At 71.9% G+C, this 20,100-nt stretch carries 15 protein-coding genes; 11 read left to right on the top strand and 4 right to left on the bottom strand.

Annotation, left to right across the window (positions count from 1 at the left end; all coding sequences use genetic code 11):
* Window positions 1–74: 74 nt before the first annotated feature.
* The 6 genes from NNW99_RS13795 to NNW99_RS13770 all read left to right on the top strand — a co-directional run bounded on the left by NNW99_RS13795 (window position 75) and on the right by NNW99_RS13770 (window position 10,176).
* On the top strand, window positions 75–1,844 hold the full coding sequence (locus NNW99_RS13795; RefSeq protein ID WP_215119336.1) for a serine/threonine-protein kinase: 1,770 nt from the start codon (window positions 75–77) through the stop codon (window positions 1,842–1,844).
* Between the two features lie 105 nt (window positions 1,845–1,949).
* A complete protein-coding gene (locus tag NNW99_RS13790) occupies window positions 1,950–3,164 on the top strand; it encodes a serine/threonine-protein kinase (protein WP_215119334.1) in 1,215 nt (404 codons plus the stop codon).
* A gap of 81 nt (window positions 3,165–3,245) precedes the next feature.
* On the top strand, window positions 3,246–4,919 hold the full coding sequence (locus NNW99_RS13785) for a serine/threonine-protein kinase (protein ID WP_215119329.1): 1,674 nt from the start codon (window positions 3,246–3,248) through the stop codon (window positions 4,917–4,919).
* 71 nt (window positions 4,920–4,990) lie between these two features.
* The gene (locus NNW99_RS13780; protein ID WP_215119327.1) at window positions 4,991–6,598 is read left to right on the top strand and encodes a serine/threonine-protein kinase; all 1,608 of its coding nucleotides are present in this window, start codon (window positions 4,991–4,993) and stop codon (window positions 6,596–6,598) included.
* A 144-nt stretch (window positions 6,599–6,742) separates the two neighbouring features.
* Window positions 6,743–8,371, top strand: coding sequence for a succinic semialdehyde dehydrogenase (locus NNW99_RS13775; protein ID WP_215119325.1), 1,629 nt, complete (start codon window positions 6,743–6,745; stop codon window positions 8,369–8,371).
* A gap of 17 nt (window positions 8,372–8,388) precedes the next feature.
* Window positions 8,389–10,176 (top strand): GMC oxidoreductase, encoded by a 1,788-nt coding sequence (locus NNW99_RS13770; protein WP_215119323.1) that lies wholly within the window; start codon window positions 8,389–8,391, stop codon window positions 10,174–10,176.
* Between the two features lie 91 nt (window positions 10,177–10,267).
* On the opposite strand, the gene NNW99_RS13765 is transcribed toward NNW99_RS13770, so the two are convergent.
* On the bottom strand, window positions 10,268–11,251 hold the full coding sequence (locus NNW99_RS13765; protein ID WP_215119322.1) for an LAETG motif-containing sortase-dependent surface protein: 984 nt from the start codon (window positions 11,249–11,251) through the stop codon (window positions 10,268–10,270).
* A gap of 212 nt (window positions 11,252–11,463) precedes the next feature.
* On the opposite strand from NNW99_RS13765, the gene NNW99_RS13760 reads away from it, so the two are divergent.
* A complete protein-coding gene (locus NNW99_RS13760) occupies window positions 11,464–12,600 on the top strand; it encodes a hypothetical protein (RefSeq protein ID WP_215119320.1) in 1,137 nt (378 codons plus the stop codon).
* 464 nt (window positions 12,601–13,064) lie between these two features.
* Here the strand turns inward: NNW99_RS13760 and NNW99_RS13755 are convergent, their stop codons facing one another.
* Complete coding sequence (locus tag NNW99_RS13755) at window positions 13,065–13,358, bottom strand: chorismate mutase (protein WP_215119318.1); 294 nt, start codon at window positions 13,356–13,358, stop codon at window positions 13,065–13,067.
* Between the two features lie 342 nt (window positions 13,359–13,700).
* On the opposite strand from NNW99_RS13755, the gene guaA reads away from it, so the two are divergent.
* Complete coding sequence (guaA, locus tag NNW99_RS13750; protein WP_215119316.1) at window positions 13,701–15,281, top strand: glutamine-hydrolyzing GMP synthase; 1,581 nt, start codon at window positions 13,701–13,703, stop codon at window positions 15,279–15,281.
* A 3-nt stretch (window positions 15,282–15,284) separates the two neighbouring features.
* Here the strand turns inward: guaA and NNW99_RS13745 are convergent, their stop codons facing one another.
* Window positions 15,285–15,758 carry a pyridoxamine 5'-phosphate oxidase family protein gene (locus NNW99_RS13745; protein ID WP_215119315.1) on the bottom strand — a complete coding sequence of 158 codons (474 nt, stop codon included), beginning with the start codon at window positions 15,756–15,758 and terminating at the stop codon, window positions 15,285–15,287.
* 355 nt (window positions 15,759–16,113) lie between these two features.
* On the opposite strand from NNW99_RS13745, the gene NNW99_RS13740 reads away from it, so the two are divergent.
* Window positions 16,114–16,908 (top strand): class II aldolase/adducin family protein, encoded by a 795-nt coding sequence (locus tag NNW99_RS13740; protein WP_215119313.1) that lies wholly within the window; start codon window positions 16,114–16,116, stop codon window positions 16,906–16,908.
* A 43-nt stretch (window positions 16,909–16,951) separates the two neighbouring features.
* Here NNW99_RS13740 and NNW99_RS13735 read toward each other — a convergent pair whose 3' ends face one another.
* Window positions 16,952–17,842 carry a DUF4429 domain-containing protein gene (locus NNW99_RS13735; RefSeq protein ID WP_215119312.1) on the bottom strand — a complete coding sequence of 297 codons (891 nt, stop codon included), beginning with the start codon at window positions 17,840–17,842 and terminating at the stop codon, window positions 16,952–16,954.
* A gap of 306 nt (window positions 17,843–18,148) precedes the next feature.
* Between NNW99_RS13735 and NNW99_RS13730 the strand changes: the two genes are divergently transcribed.
* Together NNW99_RS13730 and NNW99_RS13725 are read left to right on the top strand one after the other, a co-directional pair.
* Entirely contained in the window at window positions 18,149–19,408 is a 1,260-nt protein-coding gene (locus NNW99_RS13730) for a hypothetical protein (protein ID WP_215124267.1), read from the top strand.
* Between the two features lie 137 nt (window positions 19,409–19,545).
* Entirely contained in the window at window positions 19,546–20,073 is a 528-nt protein-coding gene (locus tag NNW99_RS13725) for a DoxX family protein (RefSeq protein WP_215119310.1), read from the top strand.
* The last annotated feature ends 27 nt before the right edge of the window (window positions 20,074–20,100 follow it).

Below are 20,100 nucleotides of genomic sequence, written 5' to 3'. Positions count from 1 at the left end.
CCCGCTTGTTCCCTGGGGAGGGGCGGGTCCTTACGCTGACCCTGTCAAGACCATTGCGGGGCAACGTGAATCAGATGCAGGGCCAGCTCGTCGCGGGCCGCTACCGGCTCGCCGACTCCATCGGCAGCGGCGGCATGGGCCGGGTGTGGCGCGCCCATGACGAGGTGCTGCACCGGTCCGTCGCCATCAAGGAGTTGACGGCAGCCCTCTACGTCTCCGAGAGCGAACAGGCCATTCTCCTGGCGCGCACCCGGGCGGAGGCGCGGGCCGCCGCCCGGATCAACCACTCGGCGGTCGTCACGGTGCATGACGTGCTGGAGCACGACGGCCGCCCGTGGATCGTGATGGAGCTGGTCGAGGGCCGCTCGCTGGCCGACGCGGTCAAGGAGGAGGGGCGCGTCGAGCCGCGGGAGGCGGCACGCGTCGGCCTCTGGGTGCTGCGGGCCCTGCGCGCCGCGCACACCGCCGGTGTTCTGCACCGCGACGTCAAGCCGGGCAATGTCCTCCTCGGCCGCGACGGACGGGTCCTGCTCACCGACTTCGGCATCGCCCAGATCGAGGGCGACACGACCATCACACGGACCGGCGAGGTCGTCGGCTCCGTCGACTACCTGGCGCCCGAGCGGGTGCGCGGCCACGACCCGGGTCCGTCCTCCGACCTGTGGGCGCTGGCCGCGACGCTCTACACCGCGGTGGAGGGCCGGTCGCCGTTCCGCCGCACCACCCCGCTGACCACCATGCAGGCGGTGGTCGAGGAAGAGGCCGCCCAGCCGCAGCACGCCGGTCCGCTCGGGCCCGTCATCACCGCCCTCCTGCGCAAGGATCCGGCCACCCGCCCCGACGCGTCCGAGGCCGAGCAGATGCTCGCCGAGGCGGCGGAGGGACGGCAGCCGAGCGGGGCGCAGGCGTACGTCCCGACGCAGTACGGGGGGACGCCGTACCGGGACGCCCACAGCGGCACGGGCACGGCGGGCACGGGCATGGGCGTGGGCACGACCGGCCAGGGCCTGCGTGCGGGTCCCTCCGTCACCGGCTCCGGGTCGCACACCCGCACGCCGCTCCCGCCGCTGGCCGGAACCCCCGCCACCGGCACCCCCGTCCCCGGGACGCCGACGTCCGGGACCCCCGTCGTCGGCCATCCGACGACCGGTCCCACCACGGTCGGTCCGACGGCGACGGGCCCGCAGCAGCCGAGTTCGGGTTCGGGCCGGCGCCGTCGGCTGCGCACGCTCGCCCTCGTCGTCGCGCTCGCGGCCATCATCGGCGGGGGCACCGCGGTGGTGCTGCAGCAGTGGAACGAGGACCGGCAGACGCCGGGCGGCGCCTCCGCCTCCGCGGATCCCACGAACACCCAGCAGCCCGGCGGATCGGTTCCCGACAGCTGGGTCCGCCACGACGACCCCGCGGGTTTCAGCCTCTCCCTGCCCAAGGGCTGGAAGCGCAAGCCCTTCAGCGAGCAGGGCGAGCTCAAGCAGATCGACTACACGCCCGACGGCGGACGGCACTTCGTCCGGATCGCCATCGACACCTCCCCGGACTTCGCCGACCCGTACGCACACCAGCTCGATCTGGAGCAGCAGCTCCAGCGGCTCTACGACTACAAGCGGGTCACCCTGGAGCGGAACGTCTACCGCGACCGCGAAGGCGCCCTGTGGGAGTACACCTGGACCGCGCGCGCGAAGGACACCCCGTTCCCCGGGCCGCGCCGCGCCATCGAGGAGACGTACGTCGCCCGCGACGGCACCGAGTACGCGCTCTACATGTCCTCGCCGGCGGCGGACTGGGCGAAGGCGCGCAAGCAGTTCACCTCGCTGCTCCAGGGCTGGCAGGAGAAGACCTCCTGACGCGCGGGCCCGTTCGCACCGAGCCCTTCTGACACGGGCCGTCTGTTTCGGCCACCCGCGAGCGCCGCCCCGGAGCCGGTCCGTCCGGTGGGGCATGATTGCCGCATGGGGACCGAGGGGCACAACACGCGTGTCATCGCGGGCCGCTACCGGTTCGAGGAGAGACTCGGGCGCGGTGGCATGGGCGTGGTGTGGCGGGCGACCGACCAGCTTCTCGGCCGGGGCGTGGCCGTCAAGGAGCTCCCCTACGACGAGACGCTCTCCGCGGCGGAGGCGCGTCGGCAGCGGGACCGTACGCTGCGCGAGGCCCGGGCCGTCGCCCAGCTCAGCCATCCGCACATCATCGTCGTGCATGACGTCGTCGAGGACGACGAACGCCCGTACATCGTCATGGAGCTGATCGAGGGCGGCTCGCTCGCCGACCGGCTCGCCCACCGTGGCCCGGTCGACGCCTCCGAAGCGGCCCGCATCGGCATCGCCCTGCTCGGCGCGCTGAGCGCCGCGCACGCGGCCGGTGTGCTGCACCGCGACCTCAAGCCGGACAACGTGCTGCTGGAGACCGGAACCGACCGCGTCCTCCTGACCGACTTCGGCATCGCCCAGGTCGCCGGAACCCCCACCCTCACCGAGAACAACTCCTTCGTCGGCTCGCCCGAGTACACCGCGCCCGAGCGGATGTCGGGGGCCAGGACCGGGCCCGAGTCCGACCTGTGGTCGCTGGGCGCGCTGCTGTGCGCGGCCCTCAGCGGCGAGTCGCCGTTCCGCCGCGACTCCCTGGGCGGCATCCTGCACGCGGTCGTCGCCGCCGAGATCCGGCCACCCGCGCAGGCCGGGCCGCTCCTGCCCGTCGTACAGGGCCTGCTCGAACGCGATCCGGACCGGCGGCTGGACGCGGACCGGGCGGAGCGGATGCTGCGGGCCTTTCGCGAGACGGGCCGGACGCCGGAGGTGCCGCCGCCCGGGTATGTGCCGACGGTCCGGGACGCGCCGCGCGGCCGGTCGCGCAAGGCACCTCAGGACAGCGCGGGCCGGCAGCCGTTCGCGCCGCCGGCGGGCATGCCCGCCCCGGGCCGGCTCGCCGAACAGCTGATGCGGCAGCCCACCCGGCGGGTGCTCGTGGCCGCGCTGCTGGTCGCCGCGATGGCCGGGGCCGGGGTGTCCGCGGCGGCGCTGCTCATGGACGAGGGCGGTGAGCCGGGAGGAGGCCCCACGCCGACGAGTTCGGCTCCCGGGACGCCCACGACCCGGCCCTCCTCCCCGAGCGCCCCCGCCCCCACGACCACTCCCGCCAGCTCCCCTACCGGCACAAACGGGAGATAAGCCCCGGGCCGGGTCACGGGTCTGTGACCGGTTCGCGGCATTGGTGGATACGTAAGCGCTTGGCGCGATATGGATGACCTCATGAGCAGCAGCGGGGGATCCAGATCCGGGGCCGACGAGCCGACAAGTTTTGTTCTGCAACCGCCCAGTCCGCCTGCGTCGGCGCCGGCGCCGGTTCCTGGCAACCCCTATGCGACGCCCACCCAGGTCGTGCCGCCCCAGTCGGAGAGCGCGGTGCCGGCGGCGACGGAGACGGCCGAGGATCCCGGTGCCGGGCGTCTCATCGCCGGGCGCTACCGGCTGATCGCCAAGCTCGGGCACGGTGGCATGGGCACGGTGTGGCGGGCCCAGGACGAGACGGTGGACCGGGAGGTCGCCGTCAAGGAGCCCCGCGTCCCGGATCATCTTCCCGAACGCGAACGTGCCAACGCCTTCGAGCGGATGCGCCGTGAGGCACGTGCAGCGGCCCGGCTCGACCACCCGGCGGTGGTCGACGTCCACGATGTGGCGGTCGTGGACGACCAGCCGTGGATCGTGATGGAGCTGGTGCGGGGCCGGTCGCTGGGCGACGCCCTCCAGGAGGGCACCCTGTCCGCGCGCGAGGCCGCCCGGATCGGCCTGGAGGTGCTCGGCGCGCTGGAGGCCGCGCACGCGGCGGGCGTCCTGCACCGCGATGTGAAACCGGACAACGTGCTGCTCGGCCGCTACGACCGGGTCGTCCTCACGGACTTCGGCATCGCCCAGATCGAGGGCGAGACCAACCTGACGGACACCGGCGGCTTCGTCGGCTCGCCCGAGTACATCGCGCCGGAGCGGGTGCTGGGCCAGCGCCCGGGCCCGGCCAGCGACCTGTGGTCCCTGGGCGTGGTGCTGTACGCGGCGACCGAGGGCGTCTCGCCGTTCCGCCGCAGCAACACCCCCGCCACGCTCCAGTCCGTCCTCAACGCCACGCCCGCGCCGCCCGCCTCCGCCCCGGGCCCGCTCGCCGAGGTCATCACGGGCCTGCTGCACAAGGATCCCGCCCGCCGCCCGAACGCCGCACAGGTGCGCGCCCGGCTGGAGGCGGCCGCGAACCCGCCCGCCGCCCAGCCCACCCAGACCGTCCCGGTCACCGGCCAGGGCGACGGCGGCCGGGGTGTCCGGCTCGGCCGCGGGGCGTGGACCGGACTCGGCGTGGCCGTCGTCGTCGCGGCGGTGACGGCGGGCCTGATCATCGCGGACCCGTTCGCCGGGCCGCTGCCCGACGGCTGGCAGACCAAGCGGGAGAAGGGCCTCGCCGTGTCGCTGGCCGTCCCCGACGAGTACCGGCGGACCGTGCCCGACCCGGAGAAGGACCAGGGGCACTGGGTCACGTACACGGACTGGAGCGGCAGCGTCTGGATCGGCCTGACCCTCGACAGGAAGGCGGAGGACACCGGCAGCAACATCGCGGGCTCCGCGGCCGCCGAGATGTACGACGACGACAGCCGGTTCAAGGAGAGCGGCAGCTACGACCTGGACATGCCTCAGAATCCGAGGACGAACCCCAGGGTGACGACGTACAGAGACAAGAAGGCCGCCGAGAACACCGTCGGCTACGACACCGACGACAGCGAGAACCCCCGCCCCCGCGAACTCCGCATGTTCTACTACCGGACCCCCGGCGGCGACATGTACAAGCTCACCGTCAGCTACCCGGGCAAGGGCGACTTCACCGACCGCGGACGTGAGGTGGCGAGCACGGCGATCGCGAACCTGGACATCGACGGGACCTGAACACGCCCCTCCAACACCCCTGGAAATGACCCGCGTCGACAACCGCCCGCCCCGCACGGTACTGATGGGGCATGAGCAACGACGGGGGCGGGACGGGCGCCCAGGGCCGGCTGATCGGCGGGCGCTACCGGCTGATCGAGCCCATCGGCTCCGGCGGGACGGGCACCGTCTGGCGGGCCCGCGACGAGCTCGTGCAGCGTGAAGTCGCCGTCAGACAGCCCCGGTTGCCGGGCGGCCCGCGGGACGAGAGCCACCGGCGCGCGGCCCACCGGCTTCACCGCGAGGCCCGGGCCGCCGCCCGCGTCGACCATCCCGCCGCCGTCACCATCCACGACGTGGTCGTGGAGGCGGAGCGGCCGGAGGAGCGCTCGGGTCCCACCGGCCCCGACGAGCTCGACGGGGCCGAGGTGCTCGACGGACTCCCCTGGATCGTCATGGAGTCGGTCCGGGGCGAGTCCCTGGACGAGACGCTCCGGCGCGGACCCGTCGACGCGGTCGAAGCGGCCCGGATCGGCCTGGCCGTCCTCGGTGCCCTGCGCGCCGCGCACTCCGTCGGCATCGTGCACCGGGACGTGAAACCCGCCAATGTGCTGCTCGGCCCCGAGCGGCGCGTCGTTCTCACCGACTTCGGCATCGACCAGGCGGGGGGCAAGGAATTCCTCGAGGCCGCCGGGGAGTTCGTCGCCCCCGAGCGGCTGTCCGGCCGTATCGCCGGGCCCGCGTCCGACCTGTGGTCCCTGGGGGCCCTGCTGTACACCGCCGTGGAGGGCTCGCCTCCGTTCCGCCGCGCCACGCCGGAGGTGACTCGCGCCGCGATCCTCGCCGCCGAGGCGCCCGAGGCGCCCGAGCCGCCCGAGTCGGAGCGGGCCGAGCCGGAGCGGGCCGGACCGCTCGGGCCGCTGATCGTCCGGCTGCTTGCTCACGACCCCGACGGGCGGCCGGACGCCGAAGAGGTCGCGAAGGAACTGGAAGCGGTGGCGGGGCCGACGGCGGCCGAGCCCATACCGGAGTTCACGCAGGAGACGCCGAGGCTTGAAGAGACCGCCGAACCGCCGGAGGCCGGCCCCGCCGAGCGGCACGACGCACCCCCGAAGCGCCAGAGCCTCCTCCGCCCCGCCCCCCTCGCCCTCCTCAGCGCACTGCTCGCCGGCGGCATAGGCGCAGCCACCCACCTCGACGGCACCAGTACCGCCGAGAGCGCCGAACAGACCGCCGACACGGCGGACACCTGGACCCCGCACCACGAGCCGGACCTCGCGGCCGTCCTCCATCTCCCGCGCCCCTACCGCGAACTCGACCGGACCGGCAGCGCGACCGACCAGCCCCGCACCGTGCTCTACGGCGACGAACGGGGCGGCACCGTCCAGGTCCGCCTTCTCCTCTGGGACCGGGCCCCGGGTTCCCCCATGGACCAGGCCCGCGAGGAACCCGTCGTCCCGGGGGACACCCGCTACACCCGCACCAGCGTCCAGGGCCACGACGCCGCCCTAGCCGACACCCCCTACCAGACGGACGAGGGCCCGAGGCGGCTCACGCGCGTGCTGATCCGCACCGGCGAGGACCGCATGTACGAACTGCGCGTCGACATGCCCCGAGGCACGGCCGAGGAGCAGGAAGGCACCTCGGTGTTCGAGGGCGCCCGGGACCGGCTCGGGCTCGGGCCTGGCACGGGATCGTAAAAGGCCGAATCACCCCGACTGCCACCGCACAACGCCCTGATCAGGGTGTTTGTTGCCAGCAGCCACTGGCGTCGTGTGTGTACTCGGTGAAGCCGTATTACCGACGGGTACCCAAAGCCTCCGCCGGGGCATACCCTGCGGCTCATGACGGACGCGCACGCCCCGGAGAAGACCGGCACGGCACAGACCGGCACGAACCCCCTCGCCCCCGCCCCGGAGGGCGCCCGCACGGCCGCCGACGTGGTCACCCCGGAGCTGGTCGCCCAGCTCACCAAGGGCGTGGTCGGTTCAGGTCGCACCGCCAACCACACGCCGTTCACCGGGGAGAAGCTGGCCGAACTCCCCGAGTCGACGCCCGAGGACGTGGCGAGGGCCTTCGAACTGGCCCGCACCGCCCAGGCCGTGTGGGAACAGACGCCCGTACGGCAGCGCGCCGCCGTCCTGCTCCGCTTCCACGACCTGGTGCTGGAGCGCCAGGCCGAGGTGCTCGACCTGATCCAGCTGGAGACCGGCAAGGCACGGCTGCACGCCCACGAGGAGGTCCAGGCCGTCGCGGTCGCCGCCCGGCACTACGGCCGCAAGGCCCCCGCCTACCTCCGGCCCAAGCGGCACGCCGGTGCCATGCCGACCCTCACCAAGGTCACCGAACTGCGCCACCCGCGCGGTGTGATCGGCCAGATCGCCCCCTGGAACTACCCCCTGGAGCTGTCGGTCGGCGACGCGATCCCGGCCTTCGTGGCGGGCAACGCGGTCGTCATGAAGCCGGACACGGAGACCTGCCTCACCGCCCTGTGGGCCCGTGACCTGCTCATCGAGGCCGGCCTGCCCGCCGACGTCTTCCAGGTCGTCCTCGGCGACGGCCCGGTCGTCGGCCCCGAGGTCGTCAAGCACGCCGACTACGTCTCCTTCACCGGCTCCACCCGCACCGGCCGCGAGGTCGCCCGGGGCGCCGCCGCCCGGCTGGTCGGCGTCTCCCTCGAACTCGGCGGCAAGAACGCCATGCTGGTGCTGGAGGACGCCGACATCGAGAAGGCCGCCGCCGGCGCCGTCCGCGCCTGCTTCTCCTCCGCCGGGCAGCTCTGCATCTCCATCGAGCGGCTGTACGTCCACGAGTCGGTCGCGGACGCCTTCCTGGAGCGCTTCGCCGCCCGTACGAGGGCGATGCGCCTGGGCACGTCGCTGGCGTACGGCGCCGACATGGGCTCCCTGGTCGGCGAACGCCAGCTGGAGACCGTCACGCGCCATGTGGAGGAAGCGGTCGCCAAGGGCGCGAAGGTCCTCGCCGGCGGGACGGCCCGCCCGGACATCGGCCCGTACTTCTTCGAGCCCACGATCCTCGACGGCGTCGAAACGGAGATGTCCGTCTGCGCCGAGGAGACCTTCGGCCCGGTCGTCTCGATCTACCGCTTCAAGGACGAGGACGAGGTCATCGAGCGCGCCAACGCCACGGCGTACGGCCTGAACTCCTCGGTCTGGACGAAGAACGGCCGACGCGGCCAGGAGGTCGCCGCCCGGCTGCGCACCGGCACGGTCAACATCAACGAGGGCTACGCCCCCGCGTACGGCAGCGTCCAGTCGCCCATGGGCGGCATGAAGGACTCCGGCCTCGGCCGCCGCCACGGCTCCGAGGGCATCCTCAAGTACACCGAGGCCCAGACGGTCGCCCACCAGAGGGTCCTCCCGATGGCCCCGTCCCTGGGCATGGACGACGAGAAGTACGCCCAGTTCATGAGCAGGAGCCTCCGCCTGATGAAGGCGTTCCGGTTCCGGTGATTCAGCGAGGAGACCACGTGCCTCAGGACGTTCACGACTACGACGTCATCGTCGTAGGCTCCGGCTTCGGCGGCTCCGTGACCGCCCTGCGCCTCACCGAGAAGGGCTACAAGGTCGGCGTCCTGGAAGCAGGCCGCCGCTTCACCCGCGAGTCCCTCCCCAAGAACTCCTGGGACCTCAAGAACTACCTCTGGGCGCCGAAACTCGGCATGTACGGCATCCAGCGCATCCATCTGCTGGGCAACGTCATGGTCCTGGCGGGCGCGGGCGTCGGCGGCGGTTCCCTCAACTACGCCAACACCCTCTACGTCCCGCCGAAGCCGTTCTTCGAGGACCCGCAGTGGCGGGACATCACGGACTGGCAGGACGAGCTGAAGCCGTTCTACGACCAGGCCCGGCGCATGCTGGGCGTGCGGCTCAACCCGACCATGACCCCGTCCGACGTGCATCTGAAGGCCGCCGCGGAGCGCATGGGCTGCGGCGACTCCTTCCATCTCGCCCCGGTCGGCGTCTTCTTCGGCGACGGCGAGGACGCCGACGGCACGGCGAAGGCGAAGCCGGGCCAGGAGGTGCCCGACCCGTACTTCGGCGGCGCGGGCCCGGCCCGCAAGGCCTGCGCGGAGTGCGGCGAGTGCATGACCGGCTGCCGCCACGGCGCGAAGAACACCCTCAACGAGAACTATCTGCACCTGGCCGAGAAGGCCGGTGCCGTCGTCCACCCCCTGACGACGGTCGTCTCGGTCACCGACGACTCGCGCGGCGGGTACGCCGTCGCCACGCTCCCCACCGACGACCGTCGCAAGGCGAAGGGCCGCACCTACACGGCCCGCAAGGTCGTCCTCGCCGCCGGCACCTACGGCACGCAGACCCTGCTGCACCGCATGAAGGCGGGCGGCCAGCTGCCGTACGTCTCCGACAAGCTGGGCGAGCTGACCCGTACCAACTCCGAGGCGCTGGTCGGCGCCCAGACCGACGACCGGCGCTACCGCAAGGTGCACGGCGCCCGGAAGGCCGACTTCACGCGGGGCGTGGCCATCACGTCCTCGATCCACCCGGACGAGAACACCCACATCGAGCCGGTCCGCTACGGCAAGGGCTCCAACTCGATGGGCGGCCTGTCCATCCTCCAGGTCCCCTACGCCGGCCACGGCTCGGGCTCCTCGCGGGTCCTGGGCTTCCTCGCCCACGCGGCGAAACACCCCTTGCTGGTGCTGCGTTCCCTGTCCAACCGCCGCTGGTCGGAGCGGACCATCATCGGCCTGGTGATGCAGTCGCTGGACAACTCCCTGACGACGTATCTGAAACCGTCGGGCGCCGGCCGCGGCCTGCTCACCGCACGCCAGGGCCACGGCGCCCCCAACCCCAAGCAGATCAAGGCCGCCACGGAGAGCGCCTCGGCCCTGGCCGCCGAGATCAACGGCTTCGCGGGCTCGAACGTCGGCGAACTGATGGGCACCCCGCTCACCGCCCACTTCCTGGGCGGCTGCCCCATCGGCGCCTCCCGCGAGACCGGCGTCATCGACCCGTACCACCGCCTCTACGGCCACTCCGGCATCTCGGTGGTCGACGGCGCCGCGGTCTCCGCCAACCTGGGCGTCAACCCGTCCCTCACCATCACCGCCCAGGCCGAGCGGGCGATGTCGTACTGGCCCAACAAGGGCGAGCCCGACCTCCGCCCGAAGCAGGGCGCGGCCTACGAACGTCTCCAGCCTGTCGAGCCCAAGTCCCCGGCGGTCCCGGCGGACGCGTTCGGCGCGCTGCGGCTGCCGTTCCTGGGCGTGCCGTCGGTGCCGCCGAAGAAGTAGCCGAAGCCGACACGGCCGACGCAGAGAAGAGGGACCTGCGCCCCCCTCCGAGCGCAGGTCCCTCTTCCGTCTTGCGTCAAGCTCTGGCGTCCTACGCCTGCGCACCGGCCTTGCGGCGACGCACCACGAAGATCGCACCGGCACCGGCGACGACCGCGGCACCGCCGACGAGGCTGATCATCGGCAGGGCGGAGCTGGAGCCGGTCTCGGCGAGGCTGCCGGTGACCTGCGGCGTGGTGCCGCTCGGCTTCTTGTCGGTGACGGGCGCCTTGCCGCCTTCCTGCGGCTTGGTGCCACCGGTGTCCGTACCGGCGGAGACGATCTGGAACTTGTAGGAGACCTCACCGACGCCCACGCATTCGGCGTCGTCGTCGCTGTAGATCGTCGCGCCGAGCGAGAAGCCGGCGCCGACCGGGGCGGACTTGCTGACGTTGAGGCGCAGCGGGATGTTGACCTCGTAGTCGGGCTTCAGCTCGTCGGTGTAGCCGACGTAGCCGACCGCGAGGCCGTCCTCATTGAGGTCGACCCAGATCTTGTCGTCCGGGTCCCAGGCCTGGAGCTGGACCTGCTTGCTGGAGAACAGGTTCGTGCCGGCCTTGTCGGCGGAGGCACCGGCGTAGAAGTCGAGGTCGTTCAGCGTGGAGTCGGAGTTGTTGAGCACGTTCAGCGAGAACTTGTGCCAGCCGCTGCCCGCCGAGATCTTGCCGGGCAGGCCGCTGATGCCGACGTCGACCGTGGTGTCCTTGCAGATCGAGGGCTCGGGGTCGGGGGACTCCGACTCCTCGGGCTCGGACTCGGTGGGCGCCGGGGAGGACTCGCTCGCGGAGGCGCTCGGCGAGGTGGACGTCTGAGGAGCGGACTCGCTCGCGGACGCGCTCGGAGTCGGCGTCGTCTCGGGCGTGGACTCACTCGCCGACGGCGAGGGGCTGCTGCTCTCGGTCGCCGACTCGCTCACGGAGGTGCTCGGAGTCGGCGTCGTTTCGTCGGTCGCGTACGCGGCCGGTGCCGCGAGCAGTGCCACCGGGGCTATGACCGCCGTAGCGGCCGCTGCTGCCATGGCGCGGCGAAGCTTCATGAAGACCTCGGAGAGTCCGGCGTACCGCAGGGCGCGGTACGAACGTTGGTGAGGCCTCCGCGTGTGGGGCGCGGGAGTGCCCGTGGTTCTGCAGGTTTGATCCGTGAAACCTGTGAATGGTTGCGCTGGCATTCACAGAATTTTTATGTGGCCTGAGTCACGCCCATGACCTTCTTGTGAAGGCGCTTGCCGAACGCCTAGAACTGATCCTCGTGTCTGACAAGCCGTCCGACGGTCATCCGTCGGCCTCCGATATCCCCGACGACGTCTGGGAACAGTTCACCCGCGACACCGAACGGGACATCCGCGGCTCCGCCCCGAAGGAACCCTCCGCGCGGGCGCGCATGGTCACCGAGCGGTTGCGCCTGCAGGAGGAGCGGGGCGAGGTGCCCCCGGGGTGGCGTACCGGCCCCGTACCGCCGGAGTCGAACCGCCGGGCGGGCCGCCGCCGCACGCTGTGGACCGTTCTCGGGGTGGCGGTCGCCGTCACCGTGGCCGTGGTGGCCCTGAAGCCGTCGCTGCTGCCCGGTGACCCTTTCGGTACGGGTGAGTCCGGGGCCGGCGAGGCCTCGTCCCTGCCCGCCGAGACGGCGGCGCCCACCAGCGCGCCCGGGGCGTCGGACCCCGAAACCCCCACCCTGGACAAGCCCTTCGCCGGTTCCCCGGCGCTGAGGTGGGCCGACGGCGAGGCCGGCATCGTCCTGCCCGAGGCGAAGGCCGTCGGCGCGGTTTCCAAGGACCGTGTGGAACAGGCGCTGAAGCTGACGAAGAAGCTGCTGGTCGCCGCCAACCTCGACCCGGCGACGGTACGCGGCGAGCGTCCCGAGGCGGCGCTCGATGTGCTCGACCCCAAGCAGCCGGGCCTCCTCGACAATCTGAACACCGCCCTGCGCTCCCCGAGCGACAAACACGACCCGCTGACGATGTTCAGCCGTTTCGACCCCGACGAGATACGTCCGGTCGGCGACGTGATCAAGACGCGCGGGCGCATGACGTTCGAGAAGGGCTCGCACGCGGGGGTCGCGGTGCGCGCCGACTACACCTTCGTCTACCCCGTCATGCGCGCCGACGGTTCGACCGAGGTCACCCGCACGATCGTGCGCAGGGTCCTCGACGTCGAACTCGCCGACCCCACCCGCTACCGGGTCACCGAGGGCCGGCTGACCGTCCGGGAGTACGACGAGGAGGTCGGCAACTCCGCCTGTGACGTCCACGACGGCTATCTGCACCCGGAGTTCCCGTCGAACCGGGACAAGGGCACCGACCCCACCGGTCCGACGACGGACCCGTACGACCGGAGCAAGGTCCTCGACGACGGTGCCCCCTGCGGGACCGTGACCCGCACCTGAGCAGGCAGTCACAACAGGTCAGCCACGAAACGCGGTCACGAAACGCGGTCACGAAAGCATGAGCGAAGGGCCCCGCGGGGTGGAGCCGCAGGGCCCTTCTTCTCGTCAGCACCGACGTCAGGGCAGCGCCGGTGCCTGGAAGCGGCGCCGGGGGGTTGCGCCGCTGGTCTCGAGTCTTGGCCATGTCCGCCGGGCGGCCCCGGGCGTCCCCGGAGCCGTCCGTTCTCTTGGGTGACCGGGCTGCTGTCCCCTGCCGTCCGGTCACTTCCCTGGAGCGAGGTCCCACGACGCACGGCACGATCCGTACGTCTCATCGCTCCAGTGAGCCACGCGTGGTTCTTTCGGGCCCGCCCCTGGCTGGCACGGACAACGAGACCAACGAGGGGGCCCGGGGCCGGTCACGCGCCGGACGGGTGAGAGGGGTGCGTACGTCTGTCCCGGGAACGCGGATTCCTCCGCCGGACTCAGATCCTGCCCCGGCACAGCTCCAGCAGGGTCATCGCCAGGGCCGTGCCCGGCTTGCCCAGCGCGTCCCTGTAGTGGCCGAGCACCTCCATCTCGCGGGAGAGGTTCACGCGCCGGCCCCCGGAGGTGATCCGCGCCTCCTGGATGACGGCCGATACCGCCACCCGTTCCTGGATCAGGCCGATGATCCGGTCGTCGAGCGCGTCGATCCGCTCACGCGCGCCGGTGATCACCTCGGCGGCCTCGGGGGTGCGGGCGCCGGTCACGTCGCCGGTGGTGGTGGGAACGGTCATGGGAGGGGCTCCTCGTCGTCTGGGGTGCCCCGGAGCGGCAAGGCCCGGACGACGACAGACGCCCCGGGCCTTGTCGGCCCGGGGCGCCTGGGAAGTCGCTTGTCAGTTGCTCAAGCAGCACGACCATGGCAGCCGGCGGGCCGGATGCCATAGGTAAAGCGGAAGGTCTGGTGCGTGAGCATGGCGCTCAGTATGCCCTGGGCCGGCGCGGCGTCCAAGCGGGTTCGCATGGTGAGACACGGCTGCCGGAGCCCGGACCGTCCGTGCGCGGGACGCTGCCCACGAGCACCTCGGTAGAATCGGGTGGCACAAGACCCCCGCCCCACCGCCGGAAGGCACCCCGTGTCATCAGCGACTCCCGCTGCCAACGCCCCCGACACCGTCCTGGTCGTCGACTTCGGCGCGCAGTACGCCCAGCTCATCGCCCGTCGTGTCCGCGAGGCGCGGGTCTACAGCGAGATCGTGCCGAGCACCATGCCGGTCCAGGAGATCCTCGCCAAGAACCCCGCGGCGATCATCCTCTCCGGCGGCCCCTCGTCGGTCTACGAGGAGGGCGCCCCGAGCCTCGACCGCGCGATCTTCGAGGCCGGCGTCCCCGTCTTCGGCATGTGCTACGGCTTCCAGCTGATGGCGCGCACCCTCGGCGGCACCGTCGACAACACCGGAGCCCGCGAGTACGGCCGCACCGATCTGCACGTCTCCAAGGCGTCCTCCACCCTCTTCGAGGGCACCCCCGTCGAGCAGGCCGTCTGGATGTCGCACGGCGACGCCTGCTCCGCCGCCCCCGAGGGCTTCTCCGTCACGGCCTCCACGGACGTCGTGCCCGTGGCCGCCTTCGAGAACGACGAGAAGAAGCTCTACGGCGTCCAGTACCACCCCGAGGTGATGCACTCCACGCACGGGCAGCAGGTGCTGGAGCACTTCCTGTACCGGGGCGCGGGCCTCACGCCGAACTGGACCACCGGCAACGTGATCGAGGAGCAGGTCGCCGCGATCCGCGAGCAGGTCGGTGACCGGCGCGCCATCTGCGGGCTGTCCGGCGGCGTGGACTCCGCCGTCGCCGCCGCCCTCGTCCAGAAGGCCATCGGCTCCCAGCTGACCTGCGTGTACGTTGACCACGGCCTGATGCGCAAGGGCGAGACCGAGCAGGTCGAGAAGGACTTCGTCGCCGCGACCGGCGTCCAGCTGAAGGTCGTGGACGCCGAGGAGCGGTTCCTCAAGGCGCTCGCCGGGGTCTCCGACCCCGAGGAGAAGCGGAAGATCATCGGCCGCGAGTTCATCCGGGTCTTCGAGCAGGCCCAGGCCGAGATCATCGCCGACCAGGGCCCGGCCGTGGAGTTCCTCGTCCAGGGCACCCTCTACCCGGACGTGGTCGAGTCCGGCGGCGGCACCGGCACCGCCAACATCAAGTCCCACCACAATGTGGGCGGTCTGCCCGAGGACCTCGAGTTCAAGCTGATCGAGCCGCTGCGCCAGCTGTTCAAGGACGAGGTCCGGATGGTCGGCCAGGAGCTCGGCCTGCCGGACGAGATCGTCCAGCGCCAGCCCTTCCCCGGCCCGGGCCTGGGCATCCGTATCGTCGGCGCGGTCAGCAAGGAGCGCCTGGACCTGCTGCGCGAGGCCGACGCCATCGCCCGCGAGGAGCTCACGGCGGCCGGCCTCGACCGGGACATCTGGCAGTGCCCGGTGGTCCTGCTCGCGGACGTCCGCAGCGTCGGCGTCCAGGGCGACGGCCGTACGTACGGCCACCCGATCGTGCTGCGTCCCGTCTCCTCCGAGGACGCCATGACGGCCGACTGGTCGCGTCTGCCGTACGACGTCCTGGCGAAGATCTCGACCCGGATCACCAACGAGGTGCGCGACGTCAACCGCGTCGTCCTCGACGTGACGTCGAAGCCGCCGGGGACGATCGAGTGGGAGTGACCCCTAGGTGCGCTTGACGGTGCGCAGGGGATTGCCGGGCGTCCAGACCTGGACGACGAGGTACGTGTCGTCCTCGACGTAGGTCCGCACGACCTCCGTCAGCTCGGTGCGGAAGAGGTGGAACGGCTCCGGCGGTTCCACCTCTTCGACGTATCCGGCCTTGGTCTGCGCATCGTCGACCTCGATCGCCCGGCCGCTGATCCGGACGTCGCCGCCGCCCATGCGCGTGCCCTCCCCGGTGTTCGCCTGGAGCGCGAAGCGCGGGTCGCGGCGCAGGTCCAGTGCCTTCACCGAGTCCGGCATCATGCCGAGCCACAGCTCACCGTTCAGGAACCGCACCTCCAGGCCGCTGGTGCGGGGCGAACCGTCCTTGCGGAGGGTGGCGAGGACGTGGTGGGTATAGGCGCCGAAGCGCTTCTCGACCGTGTCGGCCAGGTCCGGTTCGACGGTGGCGAAAGCCGCCCAGTTCGCTGTCATACGGAGAGTGTGGCGCCGAAATCCGACATCTTCTGTCGGCTATTCGTGGGGTAGGGGCCGTCTAGTGGATCTCCGCAGGAGAAGGAGCGGCGTTCCGTGCGTGCGATCGGCGTGCGGTGCGGAGGGTCATGTGGCGGAGCCACCTGGCCATTCGCGCCGTGCGGCGAGCGGGCGTGCCGGGCGTCGCGACGCTGCGGAGATCCACTAGACGGCCCCCAGGGGAGACCGGGGGCGAAAGGGTGCGCATGGGGTGCTTTCAGGGGCGCTCGTTTCATCTTTACGAAACGGTTCTGTTCATCCCGGCCCCACCGGCGGTAGCTTCCGCCCCGTACGAAGAAACAGCGCTGGAGGACCTATGCACGGGCCCACCCCGCCCCTGCCGCTGCCCACCGACCGGCTGCGGTTCGCGATGCCGCCCATGCACGAGTCGGTCGAGGACGAACGACTGCACCGCAAGGAACGGCTCGCGGGCGCCCTGAGGATCTTCGGGCGGCTCGGCTTCGAGGACGGTGTGTCCGGGCACATCACCGCCCGCGACCCGGAGTACACCGACTGCTTCTGGGTCAACCCGTTCGGGCTGCCCTTCCGGCACGTCACCGTGAGCGACCTGGTGCTCGCCAACCAGGACGGCCAGGTCGTCGAGGGCCGCTACCACGTCAACCAGGCCGCGTTCACCGTGCACGCCCAGGTGCACGCGGCCCGCCCCGACGTGGTCGCCGTCGCCCACTGCCACTCGGTGCACGGCCGGGCGCTCGCGGCCCTCGGCGAACTGCTGGAGCCGATCACCCAGGAGAGCTGCGCGTTCTACGAGGACCACGTCCTCTACGACGCCTACACCGGGGTCTCCGTCGACGCCGAGGAGGGCCGGCGCATCGCGACCGCGCTCGGCTCCCGCAAGGCACTTGTGCTGCGCAACCACGGCCTGCTGACCGTCGGCGACTCGGTGGACGCGGCGGCCTGGTGGTTCGTGTCGATGGAACGGTCCTGCCAGGTGCAGCTCACGGCGCAGGCGGCCGGGCGGCCGGTCCGCATCGACCACCGGATGGCGGTGGCGACGCGGGAGCAGTTGGGCGGCGACCTGGTGGCGTGGATCAACTACCAGCCGATGTGGCAGGACGTCAGCCGGAGTGAGCCGGATCTGCTGAGTTAGGCGGTCGTGGCTGCGGCTGTGGCTGTGGGGCGTGCCGCTGGTGTCAGAAGCCGCGGAGCACCACTGCTTTCGTCCTCGAGAACTCCTCGTCCGTGAGCACCCCGTCCCGGTGCAACCGGCCCAGTTCGCGCAGGCGGCGCAGCAGTACGTCGTGGTGCTTGTCATGGTGCTCGTCGTGGTGCTCGGAGGCGGGCGGACAGTGGGCGGACATGTCGTGCGCGGCTTCGGTGGACGGGTGGGGCAGCCGGGCCGTGACCGCCGTGGCGACGAGTGCCGTGAGCAGATCGCGGCGGGGGCTGCCCCACAGGTCCAGGGCGTACGGATCCTTCTCCGGCGGCAGTTTCGAGACCACCGTCTCGCGGGTCACGAAGCGCAGGAGGCCGTCCTCGTGGCCGGAGTTCGGCAGCCACTCGACCCGGACCAGCTCACCCAGGGTGATGATGCGCGGGCCGGTGGCGCGTTTGACCCGCTCGGAGGTGTCGGCCCAGTCGATCCGTACCCGGCTGCCGTCGAAGGAGACCGTCCCGTCGGACGAACGGACCGACACCGGGACCGGCGGTCCCGGCAGCAGATAGGCCTTCACCGGTGCCTTCGGGATCCGGTCCAGGAGCAGCGCGCGGCGGATCTCCTCGGCGACGTACTCGGCGACCCCCGTCCGGTCCGCGTCCACCGTCAGCCGGTACGGATCGGCCACCTCCGGCAGCCGCCCGCCCGTCGCCTGGAGCAGGGGGTCCGCGCCCTCCCGCAGCCGCAACCGCAGCCGTCCGCGCCTGCGTTCGGGTTCGAGGGCGACACTCGAGACCGCCTCGAGCGGCACGGCGATCTCCCCGTACGTCTGCCGGAACAGCGGTACGGAGCGGTGCAGACCGGGCGTGATCCGGACCGTTTCGCCGTCGAAGGCCCAGGTCCCGTCACGCTGGATGATCTCGGCCATAGGGGAATTCTCCCAGCCAGGTCAACACGGCCCGCTGAAATTCACCCGTGTTGACCAGACCGAGCGGACGTGAACCGCCTGGTGTAGGGGACAATTCGCTGTCGTCGCAGGGGAGTTGTACAGCGGTCTTCCGGGGTCCGGAAGGCCGACGGTGGTTGGGTCGCGGGAAGGCGGGCGTCGGACGTGGCGGTGCGCGAGACGGGGCAGGGCGGCGCGGACGCGGGTGGGTACGCGGACGCGGGAGCGTATGCGGGCCGGTACGCGAGTGGACACGGCAGTGCCTATGGGAGTACTCACGGCACTGCTCTGGGTGGTGCTCACGGCACCGCTCACGAAGGCGGGTGCGCCTGCGGGGACTGCCCGCACGGGGCGCGTGAGGGGCACCGGCGGGCCGTCGCCGCGTTCCTGCGCAGATGCGACGAGTTCGCGGCCGGGCAGGGGCTGCCGGCCGCGGTGGCCCACTCCGCCACGGCATCCCGCAGTTGGGTCTCGGAGGAACTTGCGCAGTCCGCGGAACTCGTCGCCGAGCGCGGCCGGGCCGAGGGCCACGCCTGGCTGACGGGACTGTGGCGCCGCACGGCGGGTGTGGTGTGGGCGGCCGTCGTGCTGTTGCTGCTCGGCCAGTGCCTCACCGCGGTCGGCGCGGGCTGGACGGCGGCGCGTACGGCCGGGCTGGCCGCGGCGCTGGTGGTGGCCGCGGGGGTGACCGCGGCGTCCTGGTTCCACCGGTCGAAGGGCGGTGCGCTGGCCCCTGTGATCGGCGAGGACAACCGCCTGTCGACCTCCCGCACGGTCGCCGCCGCGTGGGTGCTGTTCGTGGCCTACGCGGTGCTCGTCCTGGTGGGGCGGCTGGCTGCCGCCTCCCGGCACCCGGAGCGGGACGCGCTGATCTCCGGGCTGGAACTCGCCCGCGGCGCCGGGGTCGTGACCGTGCTCGCCGTGGTGTGCGGGATCGCCGTGCTCGTACGGCGGGTGGTCGGGCTGCGGGTCCTGGGACAACGGCTGCAGAAGGTGCGCGCCGACCGGCCGCGCGCCGCCGACCTGCTGACCGACGACGCGGGCCGGGGCACCTTCGCCGACATCCAGTACGTCGTCATCAGCGCTGTCGCCCTGGTCTTCGCGGCGGTGCGGCTGGCCAGGCGCCCGGACCAGTTGCCGGACCTGCCGTGGGGTCTCGCGGTGGTGGTCCTGGTGTCGGCCGCGACCTATCTGGCCGGCAAGTACGCCGAGGGCGGCCGGCCGGTCATCCTCTCCGTGGTCCGGGCCCGGGAGGCGGGCGACCTCGACGGGCCGATCCGCACGGGCGACGACATCGAGATCCGGGGCGCCGGCTTCGTGCCGCCGGGCGCGCAGGGTGCCGACCGGCTGGCCCGGATGGTCGTCCGGGTGGGTGCCGTGCACGTCCACGTGCCCCTGGTACCGGTACCCGGCGGCTTCAGCAACCCGGCGGACACCCTGCTGACGGTGCCGGTGCCGGCGGATGTCGAACCGGGGCGGGTGGACGTGCAGGTGGTCACGGCGGCGGGCGTGGAGACGAACCGGTACGCCGTTGATGTGACGGAGTGACGGCTGCCCGCCGGCTCCGGCGGTCGGGCAACAACGGGCAACAATTGGGGACAGACAGGGTTGAGCGCGGTCTGTTTGTCGTACGTATGGTCTGTTGAGGGGGTCTCGGCACCGGCGGCGAGAGGCGGCTTGCAGCGATGACTCACAGTATGCGTACGGACACGAACGGCCCCCACTACCGCGGTGACGGAGGTTGGCGGGACACCCTCGGCCGCTACGCCCTCCTTCCTCTGCGCATCTTCCTCGGCGTCACCTTCATCTACGCCGGCCTGGACAAACTCACCGACAGCGCCTTCATGAAGGACTCCGGCGCCGGGTCGATCGGCGACATGATGCGCGCCGTCCGCGACTCCTCCGCCATTCCCGCCCTGGTCGACCTCTCCCTGAAGAGCCCGGTCGGCTTTGGCTACGCCATCGCCTTCGGCGAACTGGCCGTCGGCATCGGCACCCTGCTCGGCGTGCTCGCCCGTCTGGCCGCACTCGGCGGCGCGCTGATCTCCCTCAGCCTGTGGCTGACCGTGAGCTGGGCCTCCGATCCCTACTACTACGGCAACGACCTCGCCTACCTCATGGCCTGGACACCCCTCGTCCTGGCGGGCGCCCCCCTGCTGTCCGTGGACGCGGCCCTGAGGTCGCGACGACGGCAGAGGCGGGAGTACCGATAGCCGATAGCCGGGGGCCGGGGGCCGCAG

This window comes from Streptomyces sp. CRCS-T-1, assembly GCF_024442335.1.
In the GTDB taxonomy this organism is placed as follows: Bacteria; Actinomycetota; Actinomycetes; order Streptomycetales; family Streptomycetaceae; genus Streptomyces; species Streptomyces koelreuteriae.
This window is presented reverse-complemented; position numbering and strand designations above follow the sequence as displayed.

Excerpts from the sequence above, each read along its gene's own strand:
- NNW99_RS13795 (WP_215119336.1), top strand. The coding sequence starts at position 75 with ATGCAGGGCCAGCTCGTCGCGGGCCGCTACCGGCTCGCCGACTCCATC.
- NNW99_RS13790 (WP_215119334.1), top strand. The coding sequence starts at position 1,950 with ATGGGGACCGAGGGGCACAACACGCGTGTCATCGCGGGCCGCTACCGG.
- NNW99_RS13785 (WP_215119329.1), top strand. The coding sequence starts at position 3,246 with ATGAGCAGCAGCGGGGGATCCAGATCCGGGGCCGACGAGCCGACAAGT.
- NNW99_RS13780 (WP_215119327.1), top strand. The coding sequence starts at position 4,991 with ATGAGCAACGACGGGGGCGGGACGGGCGCCCAGGGCCGGCTGATCGGC.
- NNW99_RS13775 (WP_215119325.1), top strand. The coding sequence starts at position 6,743 with ATGACGGACGCGCACGCCCCGGAGAAGACCGGCACGGCACAGACCGGC.
- NNW99_RS13765 (WP_215119322.1), bottom strand. The coding sequence starts at position 11,251 with ATGAAGCTTCGCCGCGCCATGGCAGCAGCGGCCGCTACGGCGGTCATA.
- NNW99_RS13755 (WP_215119318.1), bottom strand. The coding sequence starts at position 13,358 with ATGACCGTTCCCACCACCACCGGCGACGTGACCGGCGCCCGCACCCCC.
- NNW99_RS13745 (WP_215119315.1), bottom strand. The coding sequence starts at position 15,758 with ATGACAGCGAACTGGGCGGCTTTCGCCACCGTCGAACCGGACCTGGCC.
- NNW99_RS13740 (WP_215119313.1), top strand. The coding sequence starts at position 16,114 with ATGCACGGGCCCACCCCGCCCCTGCCGCTGCCCACCGACCGGCTGCGG.
- NNW99_RS13735 (WP_215119312.1), bottom strand. The coding sequence starts at position 17,842 with ATGGCCGAGATCATCCAGCGTGACGGGACCTGGGCCTTCGACGGCGAA.
- NNW99_RS13725 (WP_215119310.1), top strand. The coding sequence starts at position 19,546 with ATGACTCACAGTATGCGTACGGACACGAACGGCCCCCACTACCGCGGT.